The 13,190-nt window shown below is 36.5% G+C and carries 14 protein-coding genes; 5 read left to right on the top strand and 9 right to left on the bottom strand.

Going from position 1 to position 13,190, the window contains the following annotated elements; translation table 11 throughout:
* Nucleotides 1-27: 27 nt before the first annotated feature.
* Nucleotides 28-1,479, top strand: coding sequence for an ABC transporter permease (locus F7888_RS01775; protein WP_191776629.1), 1,452 nt, complete (start codon nucleotides 28-30; stop codon nucleotides 1,477-1,479).
* 12 nt (nucleotides 1,480-1,491) lie between these two features.
* Nucleotides 1,492-2,163, top strand: a complete 672-nt coding sequence (locus tag F7888_RS01780; RefSeq protein ID WP_191776631.1) for an ABC transporter ATP-binding protein — start codon at nucleotides 1,492-1,494, stop codon at nucleotides 2,161-2,163.
* Nucleotides 2,164-2,190: 27 nt separating this feature from the next.
* Here the strand turns inward: F7888_RS01780 and F7888_RS01785 are convergent, their stop codons facing one another.
* From F7888_RS01785 to F7888_RS01805, 5 genes are all read right to left on the bottom strand, one after another.
* Complete coding sequence (locus F7888_RS01785) at nucleotides 2,191-3,600, bottom strand: sensor histidine kinase (protein WP_191776633.1); 1,410 nt, start codon at nucleotides 3,598-3,600, stop codon at nucleotides 2,191-2,193.
* Nucleotides 3,590-4,291 carry a response regulator transcription factor gene (locus F7888_RS01790; protein ID WP_191776635.1) on the bottom strand — a complete coding sequence of 234 codons (702 nt, stop codon included), beginning with the start codon at nucleotides 4,289-4,291 and terminating at the stop codon, nucleotides 3,590-3,592. The genes F7888_RS01785 and F7888_RS01790 overlap by 11 nt, the downstream gene beginning before the upstream one ends.
* 201 nt (nucleotides 4,292-4,492) lie before the next feature.
* A complete protein-coding gene (locus tag F7888_RS01795; RefSeq protein WP_191776637.1) occupies nucleotides 4,493-5,644 on the bottom strand; it encodes an acyl-CoA dehydrogenase family protein in 1,152 nt (383 codons plus the stop codon).
* Between the two features lie 118 nt (nucleotides 5,645-5,762).
* A complete protein-coding gene (locus F7888_RS01800) occupies nucleotides 5,763-6,698 on the bottom strand; it encodes an ATP-grasp domain-containing protein (protein ID WP_191776639.1) in 936 nt (311 codons plus the stop codon).
* Between the two features lie 158 nt (nucleotides 6,699-6,856).
* On the bottom strand, nucleotides 6,857-7,000 hold the full coding sequence (locus F7888_RS01805; RefSeq protein WP_191776640.1) for a hypothetical protein: 144 nt from the start codon (nucleotides 6,998-7,000) through the stop codon (nucleotides 6,857-6,859).
* Nucleotides 7,001-7,194: 194 nt separating this feature from the next.
* Here F7888_RS01805 and F7888_RS01810 point away from each other — a divergent pair, with 194 nt between their 5' ends.
* On the top strand, nucleotides 7,195-7,404 hold the full coding sequence (locus F7888_RS01810; protein ID WP_191776641.1) for a YppG family protein: 210 nt from the start codon (nucleotides 7,195-7,197) through the stop codon (nucleotides 7,402-7,404).
* 87 nt (nucleotides 7,405-7,491) lie between these two features.
* Here F7888_RS01810 and F7888_RS01815 read toward each other — a convergent pair whose 3' ends face one another.
* Together F7888_RS01815 and F7888_RS01820 are read right to left on the bottom strand one after the other, a co-directional pair.
* Nucleotides 7,492-7,653, bottom strand: coding sequence for a YjcZ family sporulation protein (locus F7888_RS01815; protein ID WP_191776642.1), 162 nt, complete (start codon nucleotides 7,651-7,653; stop codon nucleotides 7,492-7,494).
* A gap of 55 nt (nucleotides 7,654-7,708) precedes the next feature.
* On the bottom strand, nucleotides 7,709-7,810 hold the full coding sequence (locus tag F7888_RS01820) for a YjcZ family sporulation protein (protein WP_090854540.1): 102 nt from the start codon (nucleotides 7,808-7,810) through the stop codon (nucleotides 7,709-7,711).
* A 240-nt stretch (nucleotides 7,811-8,050) separates the two neighbouring features.
* Here F7888_RS01820 and F7888_RS01825 point away from each other — a divergent pair, with 240 nt between their 5' ends.
* Nucleotides 8,051-10,180: a GDYXXLXY domain-containing protein gene (locus tag F7888_RS01825; RefSeq protein ID WP_191776643.1), complete on the top strand. Its 2,130-nt coding sequence runs from the start codon at nucleotides 8,051-8,053 to the stop codon at nucleotides 10,178-10,180.
* Between the two features lie 52 nt (nucleotides 10,181-10,232).
* On the opposite strand, the gene F7888_RS22890 is transcribed toward F7888_RS01825, so the two are convergent.
* Nucleotides 10,233-10,898 (bottom strand): phosphatase PAP2 family protein, encoded by a 666-nt coding sequence (locus F7888_RS22890; RefSeq protein WP_191776644.1) that lies wholly within the window; start codon nucleotides 10,896-10,898, stop codon nucleotides 10,233-10,235.
* A 285-nt stretch (nucleotides 10,899-11,183) separates the two neighbouring features.
* Between F7888_RS22890 and F7888_RS01835 the strand changes: the two genes are divergently transcribed.
* A complete protein-coding gene (locus F7888_RS01835; RefSeq protein WP_191776645.1) occupies nucleotides 11,184-12,389 on the top strand; it encodes a M20 family metallopeptidase in 1,206 nt (401 codons plus the stop codon).
* Between the two features lie 42 nt (nucleotides 12,390-12,431).
* Here F7888_RS01835 and F7888_RS01840 read toward each other — a convergent pair whose 3' ends face one another.
* Nucleotides 12,432-13,166 carry an EcsC family protein gene (locus tag F7888_RS01840; protein ID WP_191776793.1) on the bottom strand — a complete coding sequence of 245 codons (735 nt, stop codon included), beginning with the start codon at nucleotides 13,164-13,166 and terminating at the stop codon, nucleotides 12,432-12,434.
* Between the last annotated feature and the right edge of the window lie 24 nt (nucleotides 13,167-13,190).

Raw genomic sequence — 13,190 nt, forward strand, 5'->3', positions numbered from 1 at the left:
TGTAATAAAATGAAAAGGGGAACTGAAATGAACTTTATTAAAAGAGCATTATTAAGTGTAAGTGCACGGAAAGGTAAGACCATATTACAAATTTTTATTTTTACCGTCATTTGTGTATTAGTGTTATCTGGTATTACCATTCATTCTGCTGCTGAAACATCAAGCGAATTAGCACGGCTAAAATTAGGTGGAGAAGTTACTTTACAAATCAATATGGAAAAGGTGAGAGAACAGCAACAGGCACAAGGAGCTAGAACAAGATTTCAATCTGTTCCGATTGAAAAAGAAATGGCCGAGGAGCTACTTTCATACTCTCAGGTGAAAGCTTATAACTTCTTTTCCTCAACAAATGCATTAGCCACTGATTTTGATCCGATTGAAAATGAAACAAGTGAAGCGTCAACTGAAGAGGCATCGAATGAAACAAACGGACCTGGAGGAAATCGAATGCCAGGAGGGTTTAATGCAGATGTAAGCATTCAGGGCGTAGCATTTACTGATTCTGTTGATGATTTCTTAAATGAGACTTCGCTCCTTATTGAAGGTAGACATCTTACTGAGGATGACGCAAATCAAAATGTCACTTTAATTGAGCGGTCACTTGCTACAGAAAATGAATTAGCCATCGGTGACATCATTACAGTTACATCTCCAAATGATGAGGCAATATCAACAGAACTTGAAATTGTTGGGATTTACGAAACCACTTCAACAGGCTTAGATATAGGAGTGAACCTTTCATTTATGAATCCATATAACCTGCTTTATGTACCATATACAACCTCAGCTTTACTTAAAGGTGAAGATTACAACGGGATGATTGATAGTGCAATCTACTATATGAATGATCCAGCTGAAATTGAGCAATTTGTCACCCAAGCAGAGACTGAAAGCTCAATAGACTTTAATACATTTATGTTAGATACAAATGATGCCCTATATCAACAAATGGTCGGACCTATCAAAAATGTTGCTTCTTTTTCAAAAAATGTTGTCTACCTAGTCAGTATTGCAGGTGCAATTATTTTAGGATTAATCGTCATGATGTCAATTAGAGAACGAAAATATGAAATGGGTGTTTTACTTGCGATTGGTGAAAATCGTTGGAAGCTAATGGGGCAGTTTATTACTGAAATCATTTTCGTCGCGGTTATAGCACTAGGTATTTCGTCTATAAGTGGGAACCTTGTTGCATCAAAAATTAGTGATCAACTTTTAAATCAAGAATTAACCCAACTACAAGAGAATGTAAATGAACCAGCTTCATTTGGTGGTCGCGGGATGGGCTTTGGTATAGGACGAGGAATCATGCCATTGGAGCAGGTCGATACAATTGACGAACTACAAATTGCTGTTACTCCAAATGATTTAGGTATCCTTGCAGGCATCGGCTTATTAATCGCCATTCTATCAGCATTAATCCCATCTTTAACAGTGATTCGATTACAACCTAAAACCATTTTAACTAAACAAGATTAAGGAGTGATAGAAATGAGTGCATTATTAGAATTCAACTCAATCAATTATTGGTATAAACATGAGAGTAATAAGAACAATATTTTAACTGATGTGAATATTAGCTTTGACAAAGGCAAGTTTTATACCATTGTAGGTCCTTCTGGTTCAGGCAAAACAACCTTTCTTGCGCTAGCAAGTGGCTTAGATCTTCCCAAAAGTGGTTCAATTTTATATGAGGGAAAAGAGATCAATGATATTGGATTAGCAAGATTTAGAAATAAATATGTTTCTATCATATTTCAATCATATAATCTACTTCCATATATGTCCGCCTTACAAAATGTAATTACAGCTATGGAGATTACAAAATCTCCTCAACAGAACAAAAAACAACATGCCTTAGAAACCCTACAAAAAGTTGGAATAACTGAAAAACAAGCACGACAAAAAGTCTTAACTTTAAGTGGCGGGCAGCAACAACGTGTTTCAATTGCACGAGCATTAAGCTGTGAGTCAGACTTAATTATCGCTGATGAACCCACAGGTAATTTGGATGAAGATACTGCTAAAGATGTGATTCATCTTTTTCAAGAACTAGCCCATACAGAAAACAAATGTGTTATTGTCGTCACTCATGATCAAAGTATAGCAACCATTTCAGATGTGAATGTAAAACTGTCAAAAGGAAAAATGAAAACATTATGAAAGAAAACCAGAGGGAATCCCTCTGGTTCATTGTTTTTCAGGTATTCGAATTACAAATTTCGTTCCTTTGTTCTTCTCACTTGTTACTTTAATTTCTCCATCATGGAGTTCCACTAATTTCTTTACGATTGAAAGACCAAGTCCTGACTGACCGTATGGATTATTCGTTCTTGATATATCTGCTTTGTAGAATCGATGCCAAATCGATTCTATTTCGTTGGCATCAATCCCAATCCCGGTATCCTCAATTTCAATAATCGTTTCTCTATAGCCAGCTTTGCCTCGCAGCCATATTTTTCCTTCAGATGTAAATTGAATACTATTCTTCGTGATATTAATCAAGATCTGTATTAAACGATCATAGTCCGCGTAAATCGATAGCTGCTCTGGCACTTCAACAATTAGCTCGTTGTTCTTTTCTTCTGCTTGAATACTTAATTGTTCTTGGATAATTTCTAGTGCTTCACTTAATTCAATGACTTCCTTTTGTAAAAACACTTGATTTGATCTTATTTTTTCATAATCCAAATTCTCATTAACCAGCCGTATTAGTCTTTTAGTTTCTTGATTGATTAAGTGTACCGCTCGTTGCTTCTCATTCTCAGGAATCATATCATCCCTAATCCCTTCGACCATTCCACTAATCGTTGTTAGAGGTGTTCTAAGCTCATGAGAAACATCAGCAAAGAATTGTCTTCTCCGATTCTCAAGACTCTCAATTTCTAGTTGGGATTTACTCAACTTATCAACCATTGAATTAAAATCATTTGCAAGCTCACCGATTTCATCAAAGCTTGATGATGGAACATATACCTGGTAATTTCCAGCAGAAATCAATGAGGTTGCATCACGTATTTTTTGAATTCTCTTCACATGTATTCTTGAAAGGATCAAACTAAGCAACACAGCAATAGATAGCGCAATAAGAACGGTAATAAATAAATATTTATTTATTTGGCTAATCATTTCCCGCGAACCACCAATAGGAGACGTTAATAGCACTCCTCCTAAAAATTGATCATTATGAATATATGGAACAGCTACAAAGGAAACTGCTTGGGAAAATCGTTCAAAATCGCGCCTAACAACAATCGTTTGACCTTGAGTTAATTTAGTTAACTCTTCTGTTTCAAATCTTGGCATAAGCATCCTTGCCTGCAAGGGATAGTTGATATTGAAATTTTCATCAAAAACGAGATATTGAATCTTCCTACCAATAAGCACCTGACTGTATTGGTCTGCTATTACACCTTGCCTATTTGGATTTTTTTGCAAATCCGATAATATACTATTCCCATATGCAGACAGCTCTTCAGCTTTATTTTGGTAGACCAAATTCTCTACATAATGAGCAAAGAGAATGCTCAAAATGGAAAAAGCGACAAGTAATATACTAAGATGACTAGCTAATAGCTGATAAATATATTTAATGCGCATTTACATCCACCGATTCATCAAACTTATACCCCACTCCCCAAACCGTGTGGAAAAATGGTTGTGAATCTGACCCTACTTTTTTTCTTAACCTCTTAATATGAACATCAACGGTTCTCTCATCACCATAGAATTGATACCCCCACACTCGTTCAAGTAACTGTTCTCTTGAAAACACCTGACGAGGATGCTGTGCAAAATAATAAAGTAAATCAAATTCCTTTGGAGTTAAATTAGTAATAGGAACATTATTAAGAAATACCTCTCGTGTTTCCTTGCTAATTTTAAAAAACTGAGTTTCAAGATATTTGGTCTCCACTTCTCCATTTATCTTCCCATATCTTCTTGTAACAGCTTTTATTCTAGCCATTAATGCTAGTGGACTAAAGGGCTTTGTCACATAATCATCTGCCCCCATCTCAAGCCCCAATACTTGATCTGACTCACTGTCCTTTGCAGTTAACATAATGATAGGTACTGTACTTTGATCAGCTCTTATCTTTCTACAAATAGTCACTCCATCCATTCCTGGTAGCATCCAATCTACTATCACTACATCAAATGTACCGTTTTTGTAGGTTTGATAGCCTTCAAGTCCATCATGAACAAATTGACCGTTAATTCCTTCCTTCACAAAAAACATCTCAAGCATTGAACAAACACTTTCATTGTCTTCAATGACGAGAATATTCATATAATCATTCCTCCTGCACCATAGGGTACCGTCTATCTATTTATCTTTTTCTTCTTCAAAAATAAGTTGAAATCACAATAATAGCAATTGTTTTCTGCTTTGTATTACAAATGTTAATAATTGAGAAATAGTTTGTTCATAGTTTGTTCATACTCACATAAGAAAAAACCCTCTACCATCGCATAGGGTCTTCTTACCTGCTTAATTTAGAGATTTAAAAGCAGAAAGAGCTAATGTTGAAATCGTCATATCATCCATTGGTGGATTATGTAAGCCCGCTCGCACGTCTCTGTAATATCGTTGTAGTGGATTAGAGCGCTGAAGGCTTCGTGCACCGACAATTCTCATCGCTTTATCTACAACTGAAAGAGCTGTATTGGTTGCCACATATTTAACCACACCAAGTTCAGGGCCAAAATTCGCTTTGTCCGTCGCTTCATCCCATTTCTGAGCAACTGAATACATAAAATGTCGTGCTTGAATTAATTCTGCTTCCATTTCCCCAACTAAACGTTGAACATTCGGCAAATCCTTAATTGTACCTTGAATACTATTTGGAGAGTATTCAGTCGCAAATTGAACAGCAACATTTCTTGCTGCCATTGCGATTCCTAAATAACAAGCAGGAATATGTAATAACCATCCATTTGGTGCAAAGCTTCTCTTATCCATGACATGAACTAGATTTTCCGGGGTTACTGAAACATTCTCCAATATGAGATCATGACTTGCCGTTCCTCTCATTGAAATCATATCCCATGTTTCTTGGACTGTTACGCCTGGTGAATCCTTATGAATCGCAAATTCACCAACCTGTACTGTTCCCTCAATGGATGCAATAACTAGAAAATAATCAAGCGCAGGTGACATTGTTGTAAATGTTTTGCGTCCATTCACTACCCATTGTCCATCCCCTCTTTTAGCACTCGTTTGGGGCTTTCCCCCTCTTGTTGGACTACCAGTTTGTGGCTCTGTTGCTGCCCGATTGATTAGCGCACCTTTTAATACCTCAGATGCCAATGATGCGATTCGCTCATCCTTCCAATCCTTCTTCTCCTCAATGTCCATCATGATTCCAAGATGCCAGCCAATAGCTAAAGCAGTTGATCCATCCCCTTGTGCCAATCGTTCTTGAAATAAAAGCATCTCATATAGTGAAATTCCTTCACCACCAAATCGTTTTGGAACTGTTAATGCCGTGTAACCTATCTTCTTTAAATCTTCTATATTTTCAAAAGGAAAAAGTCCCTCTTCATCATTTTTTTCAGATCGTTTACTAAAGGTATCTGCCAGGCTAGCTATTTGTGCATAAATCTCCTGCTGTCTAGTTGTTTTGATGAACGATAACGTCATTTGTGACTCCTCCTTCGATTCAATAAATTCCATGTTGATTTTCTCACATATATCCAATTTAATCCATTCATTTGCAAAAAGGGAGCTATCATAGTGACAGCCCCTTGTGATTTATAATTTAGATTTTCTTTAATTCTTCACCTAGAAACTTAGCTAATTCAAGCATGCCATATTTCCCAGCTTTCGCTTCAGCGTCCGAATTATAATTTGTATTTGTGTTGATATCATATGTGAAGATTTCGCCTGCTTCATTGCGAATAAATTCGATTCCAGCTACTTGTATATCATTTGCTGCTAATACTTGGGCATAGTTCTCTAAGATTGGGTCATAGAAGTCTGGGATAATTTCGAACTTAGGCTTCTCCTCAACCTCTTCGCCAACTGGACAGAACAAATCTCCGATTGAACATGCATCAGCTGGACATAGTTCAAACCCTTCTGACGTATCTACTTTCACTGCATAGACAAATTTCCCACCAACAAACTCACAGCGAGTAATAAAGGATTCTGGAGAATAGATATACTCTTGGATCAGAGTAATTCCATCGACTGGCTCCTCGAACGCTTCACTTTGGACATATGCCTTCAATGTTTCAATTGATTGAAACAGTTGAACCCCTAATCCTTTTCCAGCTCGATTATGCTTTGTGATAAATGATTGTCCTTCAAACACTTTAGCAGCTTCAATAATTTGGTCACTGCCAGCTGCCGCAATTGTTTTTGGTGTTTTCACGCCAACCTTGGTTAATTCTAAATATTGAAGGACTTTGCTTACTTCCAATTGAAGTGCTTTTGAGCCATTGATAACTGTTCTTCCATGAAACTCCAACCACGCTAATACTTGTGCTGTAAGTTCAGCAGCAAATCGATGGTCACGTGTATGAGAAGAAGCACTCATTCGGCTATAAAATACGCCTTCTGGGGGCTCTTCCAATAAATTTATCATTCCTTTATCTAAATGCCATTCTTCATATGGCAAACCAAGCTCTTCTAAGCGTCTTGTTAAATGGACAGTCCACTCACTATTCTCATGAATTACATATATTTTTTTCATATAATCTAACCCCTTACCCCTTATGCAATTTTTAGCTTATCATTCTATTTCATCACCAAAGAATATAATTTATCTTAACACAAAAAAACTCTCTAATCTAAAAGAGAGCTTCAAAAAACTGGTTTTTCAACTAATTCGGGCTGTGGCGTTACAACAACCTACCCTTTAATTCCTTCTAGCCATTCAGAATAGCATTCTTTGCACAGGATTTCTTCCTGATGTTCGTTGTCTTTATGAAAAGAGACATGATAAACACTTGCTTCTTCTACATCATAGTCACAATAAAAACATTTTGAAGACATATTGTACTCCTCCTTATATCAATAGTCTTTCAAGATATTTTTTATTGTTTCTATGTAATTTTATCCTGTTCATTTGCATAGACAAAATGTCATTTTTTAGGTACTTGTCTTAAACATTTTTCCATTTGACTACGTACTTTATAGTAAAGGAGAAATAAATACTCCTTTGAAATAAATCTTAAGGAGGGAAAATCATGTTTCCACCAAATCGCTTCGGCCCACCAAGACCACCATTTCCACCTAACAATCAAGGGCCTCAACAAAAACCATCAAATTATTTCAAGACACCTGACGGCCACTGGGATTTCGATAAAATCAACGGCTCGATCAATCAAATGAATAAATTGGTTGGTCAAGTTAGTCCCATCATTAAACAATTAAATGGATTCATGAAGAAATTCTAGAGATGAAAATGCTACAGTTTCTGTTTTCTCCAAAGGAAAAAGGGTTGCTGAGTCGCAACCCTTTTTTCCTTGATATCTTCATTTATATTAGCACCATGCTGCTCCTACAATAATTAGGAGAATGAATAAAACTACGATTAACGCGAATCCTCGACCAGCACCGTATCCAGCACCAGCAACAACAGGAGCGCCGTAACCATATCCATAAGCACCTGCAACTTGATCACCACAACCATATCCAAATCCCATACTTTTCCCCTCCTTCTAAAAAAGAAATCAAATTTCGTTTTTAGTTAACTCATTTTTAGTATCCGTAACCAACGTAAGAAGCACCAATAATAATAAGGAGAATAAACAACACAACAACTAAAGCAAATCCTCCGCCATAACCTGCAGTTGCACCCATAATTTAACACCTCCATATGTGTTTGTTATACTGTATGTAGCTACCACCAATTTCGATATAGGTAAACCCCCAACTTCATATTTTTGGGCGCTTAATCATGTATGATTATAATCAACATTCAGTCCAAACAGTCTTTCAACGTTGCCATTTTTACGCTTTCTTTTTTTGCATAAAAAAGGAGTTTCTCAACTCTTTCTAGAAATTTCTTCATATACATATAAATAGAATGGAGGGGATCGATTGAAGAAGCTATTACCGTTAGGTTATCTCGGTTCAATCATCTTATTTTTATCAAGTATTATTTATTTCTTCGCAGGAAATTGGGCCACCTTTACAAGATTTGAGAAATTAGCATTGTCCATAAGTGCGATGCTATTCTTCTATCTCTTGTCTGTCTTGGCTACAAGATTCATTACACATCATGAGTTTTTAGGAAAGTGGCTCGTTGTTGCAGGGGCAATTACATTTGGAGTAAGCGTGGCATTAGTCGGGCAAATTTATAACTCTCACGCAGATAGCTTCATGCTGTTTTTGGTTTGGCTCATACCCACTTTATTATTGGCTCTAATTACTCATTATTTACCATTTTGGATGTTAAGTTATATCTTATTTCATTTAACCTATTGGTTTTATTTGAATCCTTCCTCCTATCATATCGTAAGGTCTGACTTCCAAGAATGGTTATCGTATTTTATCTTGGCATTAATAAATATGATTATTTTTGGATTAACCTTTACACGTACATTTAGTGATAAATACATTCGCTATTTGAGCTACATTGCGACACATGCCTTTTTAATTGGTGTAAGCTTCGTTCAATTGTTTGAGCCCTTTAGTGGCTGGACCAATTTGATTTACATTGGATTTGTGGTATTCTCTTACCACTATTTCTCTGCTAATAAAACAGACAGAGGATTAACCATCATTCTTTTTGTGATGGGAAGTATATATGTATATGTAAAGCTAATTGAACTTCCATTTCTGTTTGAGTTAGAGTTTCTAGCCATTCAATTAAGTGGCATCATTATCTCAATTAGTCTTATTGTTGGCGGAATCTTTCTTGCTAAGAAAATCACTGATAAAAACAAATCTAACCCGGTGAATCAGGTTTTAAAAAGGATTCTCATTGTTATTGTCACATTGTTTGGTTCTAGTATGTTTGTAGTAAGCTTTGGTGGCATATTATTCATGATTACCGAGAATGAATACGCTACAGTCTTTGTTAGCTTATTATTTATTACAAGCGGTCTTACACTTACTAAGCTAGACCCAGCTGCTCGTCATACATTATTATTCATTGGATTTTTCTCGGGGTTATTGGAGGCTATCTTCCTTTCCATACCTATTACGATTCTTTTTATCATCATTAGTGTAATCGTTACTTTTCTTATCAAGGATGGGGTTGTCCGATTTATCAGTTATACCACTGCACTAGGCTGCAGTCTTTCACTCGTCTTACAGGAAATGAACGTTGGTGACAATTATGACCTTGTATTTCTTTTCTTTTTAGCAGTTAATATCATTCTTTGGTATCTTTGTAGATCAGTTACAAATCTACGTAAAATAAGTTATTTCTACTCATTATTATTTTTATTTGCATTAACCTTCTTAAACAAAGGGCTCGTTCTAGAAGTAATCTATAGCCTATTATTCTTTGTCACTACAACCTTGTTAATTATCTTTTTTACAAGAAACGAAGATAAATACGCAAACAGACTAACATCCATCTTCTGGTTTGCATTTCTTGTATTCACCTATTATGATTTCGTTTGGTCTCTTGTCCATAAATCTATTTCATTATTGATCATCGGGATCATTATCCTTATGATTACTCGCATTGTAGATCGACACTCTACTCAGTCGGTCGAAGAATCACGTTTGATGCCGTTTGGTAAACGGTGGATTTCAATAGGGATAATTGTCATTCTACAATTAGGAATTCTTGGCTACCAAGTGAGTTCCAATGAAATCCTACTACGCGATGGAACGGAAATCACACTCCAATTGGCACCCATTGATCCACGGTCTATGCTACAAGGAGATTATGTACGACTTGCTTATGAGATTGGTGAAGCAGAGAATCTAGATGTACAATCAGGGAACCGCGTATATGTCATTCTTGAAAAAAATGAGCAAGGAATATACGAGAGAAAGCAGCTGGTTACCGAGCAAATCGATCCGTCTGATTATCCATTGAATGAAAATGAAGTCTTAATCACTGGAAAATACAACGGCTATAATGCGATAATCTTCGGTATTGAAAGCTATTTTGTTGAAGAAGGAACTGGACTTGCGGTAGAGCGAAATGCAACACTTGCAAAAGTTGCTGTTTCCAAGAAAGGAGACGCGCTTCTCCTTTCCGTCCAATAACTACAAAAGGATGACCATTTGGTGAATATACACCATATAGTCATCCTTTTTGTTATTTTTTGAGAGCTTTTGCAATACCTTCATAGGCGAATAGTAAAATAATTAGTAGAATAAGCCCTATCCCAAAACCACCAAAAACATCTGTTGGATAATGAGCATTTAAGACGATTCGACTAATCCCTATTAAGAAAATAATGATCGCCATCATCCAACCTATTAAATGCTTCTGCTGCTTAGTTTGTAGTTTTGTTATGAGATAATAGGCAATAAATCCATAAAACATGATTCCAACCATTGCATGTCCACTTGGAAAGCTATATCCTTCTGCATAAATTGTAGGGTCTAATAAAGGTCTTTCTCTAGCAATTAACCCTTTTAAGAATTTATTTAGCTGATCTCCCCCTGCAGCAACGACAACAATCGTAACCATTGCTAAATAATCACGATATTTCCACCACATGAATACAAGCATCCCAATTAGAACAGCGATTACTCCCCATTTTGAACCGAGATCTGTTAATAATGTGAATATTGTTATAACAAATTCGATTGAAATCCCCGATAATAGATTTCTAACCACCTCATCAACAGAAATAACATCTCCATTTTTTAATTGAACTAGAAAAAACCAAGTATATATACCGACTATTGCTGTTAGCAGCAATAGAAAGATAAGATACTTATTTACTTGCTTTTTCCGATCTTTTTTAACCTCCACCGACCATTCTCCTTTTTAGAAATTTTTTAGGCTGTTTTCTCAAAGTTTGTTTTTCTAAACATAAAAATATTGAAAATGATTTCTAGCCGCTGAATACACGGAGACTCCAGTGGGATGCGTGAGTCCCCACAGGACACGGAGTGTGTTCAGGCGGCTTTATAATACTTCTACAATATAGCCTTAATTTATAAATCTATTTTACAATAAATGTCCAACTTTTTTAACTACATCGTGCTATAATTGAAAATTATAGAAATAATTTGAAAATTACAAGGAGGAAAGCATATGCAAATCGAGTTGTTTGAATCACTAGAAAACTATTATGACGAAATGGTGAGTATCAGAAGGTATTTGCATCAGCATCCTGAGCTATCGTTTCAAGAATATGAAACAGCTGCCTATATCGCTAATTACTATGAGAAGCTAGGTATTGAAGTGCGAAAAAATGTAGGTGGAAATGGGGTTGTTGCTAAGATTATTGGTGGAAAGCCCGGCCCAACTGTTGCATTACGTGCTGATTTTGATGCATTACCAATACAAGATGAAAAAGACGTGGAATACAAATCAAAAGTGCCTGGAGTAATGCATGCATGTGGACATGATGGACATACCGCTGCATTACTAGTGCTAGGAAAAGTATTAAATGAACTGAAAGCAGACATTGAAGGAAGTATTGTTCTCATTCATCAGCATGCTGAAGAATATGGTCCAGGTGGTGCAATTGCCATGATCGAGGATGGATGCTTAGAAGGTGTTGATGCGATTTTCGGCACTCATTTATGGGCTACTGTACCAACTGGAACGGTCCAATATCGAGTTGGACCCATCATGGCAGCTGCTGATCGCTTTGACATCCACATTCAAGGTTCAGGTGGACATGGTGCACAGCCACATAAAACAAAGGATTCTATTGTTACTGCTTCACAGCTTGTCGTTAATTTACAGCAAATTGTTAGCCGAAAGGTCGATCCTACAAAATCTGCTGTTGTCACTGTTGCTTCTTTCTCTGCAGAGAATGCGTTCAATGTAATCGCTGATACAGCTGAATTAGGAGGAACTGTACGTACTTTTGATGAAGATGTTCGGAGCCAAGTTGAAGCTGAGTTAGAAAGAGTGATCAAAGGAACTTGTATCACATCAGATTCTGACTATACATATAACTACAAGAGAGGTTATCCTGCAGTGATCAATCATAAAGAAGAAACAGAGCTATTAAAACAAGTAGCTGAAAATGTACCTGGTGTAACAATTGTTGAAGAAACAGACCCACAAATGGGTGGAGAGGATTTTGCATATTATCTTCAGCATGTTAAGGGGAGCTTCTTCTTTACTGGGGCAGCACCTGAGGGAGTAGAACATCCAATTCCTCATCATCACCCAAAATTCGATTTCAATGAAAAGGCATTACTTATCTCGTCTAAAACTCTTGGTTCTGCCGCTTTATCTTTTTTAAAAAATCATAAAGTCAATTGCGAAACCATCAAGCAATAACGACGACAGCTTACTCCAATAAAAAGGACTTCCTCTTGCATTCTATTGGAGGAAGTCCTTTTTATGATTTTGGCTATTAAGTGTTCGGAGCCTGTAGCAATTCATCGCTGTAGACCCTAAATGATCAAGCAAATTATAATTGGCATATGCCCCGACAATTGCACCTAATCCTGGAACCAATTGAAGCATTTTTATAAGATCGATATAATCTCGATATTCTTGCTGAAATACTTGCCAATCGATTTCGACTAACTCTTCCTTCCTTTGCTCCCACTCCTCGATCACCTTTAATGTCTCGATCCGATGCTTATCCCCTGAGAAAGCCAATTGGAATATATAGAGAATAAATATTCGTTCCTCATATTTCTTAGTGTCATATCCATAGATAGACGCTACTTCAAATAGAAACTTCATTTTAATAGAAAGTAACAACGGAAAGTCAGCGATTCCTAAAAGAATACCTCCTGCCCCAGTACCTGCTCCTTCCACAGCCGCAGTACGTTTATACGTATTAATTGTCTGTTCAACAAGTTGATCTTTCTTTTCTAATGAATCTTGAACCTCTTTTACTTTTGTTGTATATTCGGAGCCTATCAACGTTGCTTGAACCATTTTTTTAATACTTTCTGTGATGATGTCGTGAATTTTCGCCGGAATCTTTTCATTTACTTTCGTTTGTACTTGCTTTGACAATCGATTTACCATTGATGGCTTTGCAGTCAGCTTTCTTCTCCAATGGTATAAGTCTTCATGTACCTTTTCCTCATAATTCACGATGTACTTCCTTCCTCCCTTTTCAGA

It is taken from the genome of Litchfieldia stipae, from assembly GCF_014837155.1.
Taxonomy (GTDB): domain Bacteria; phylum Bacillota; class Bacilli; order Bacillales; family Bacillaceae_L; genus Litchfieldia.

What these genes read in the sequence shown, in the direction of transcription:
- F7888_RS01775 (WP_191776629.1), top strand. Translation starts at nt 28, where the DNA reads ATGAACTTTATTAAAAGAGCATTATTAAGTGTAAGTGCACGGAAAGGT.
- F7888_RS01780 (WP_191776631.1), top strand. Translation starts at nt 1,492, where the DNA reads ATGAGTGCATTATTAGAATTCAACTCAATCAATTATTGGTATAAACAT.
- F7888_RS01785 (WP_191776633.1), bottom strand. Translation starts at nt 3,600, where the DNA reads ATGCGCATTAAATATATTTATCAGCTATTAGCTAGTCATCTTAGTATA.
- F7888_RS01790 (WP_191776635.1), bottom strand. Translation starts at nt 4,291, where the DNA reads ATGAATATTCTCGTCATTGAAGACAATGAAAGTGTTTGTTCAATGCTT.
- F7888_RS01795 (WP_191776637.1), bottom strand. Translation starts at nt 5,644, where the DNA reads ATGACGTTATCGTTCATCAAAACAACTAGACAGCAGGAGATTTATGCA.
- F7888_RS01800 (WP_191776639.1), bottom strand. Translation starts at nt 6,698, where the DNA reads ATGAAAAAAATATATGTAATTCATGAGAATAGTGAGTGGACTGTCCAT.
- F7888_RS01805 (WP_191776640.1), bottom strand. Translation starts at nt 7,000, where the DNA reads ATGTCTTCAAAATGTTTTTATTGTGACTATGATGTAGAAGAAGCAAGT.
- F7888_RS01810 (WP_191776641.1), top strand. Translation starts at nt 7,195, where the DNA reads ATGTTTCCACCAAATCGCTTCGGCCCACCAAGACCACCATTTCCACCT.
- F7888_RS01815 (WP_191776642.1), bottom strand. Translation starts at nt 7,653, where the DNA reads ATGGGATTTGGATATGGTTGTGGTGATCAAGTTGCAGGTGCTTATGGA.
- F7888_RS01820 (WP_090854540.1), bottom strand. Translation starts at nt 7,810, where the DNA reads ATGGGTGCAACTGCAGGTTATGGCGGAGGATTTGCTTTAGTTGTTGTG.
- F7888_RS01835 (WP_191776645.1), top strand. Translation starts at nt 11,184, where the DNA reads ATGCAAATCGAGTTGTTTGAATCACTAGAAAACTATTATGACGAAATG.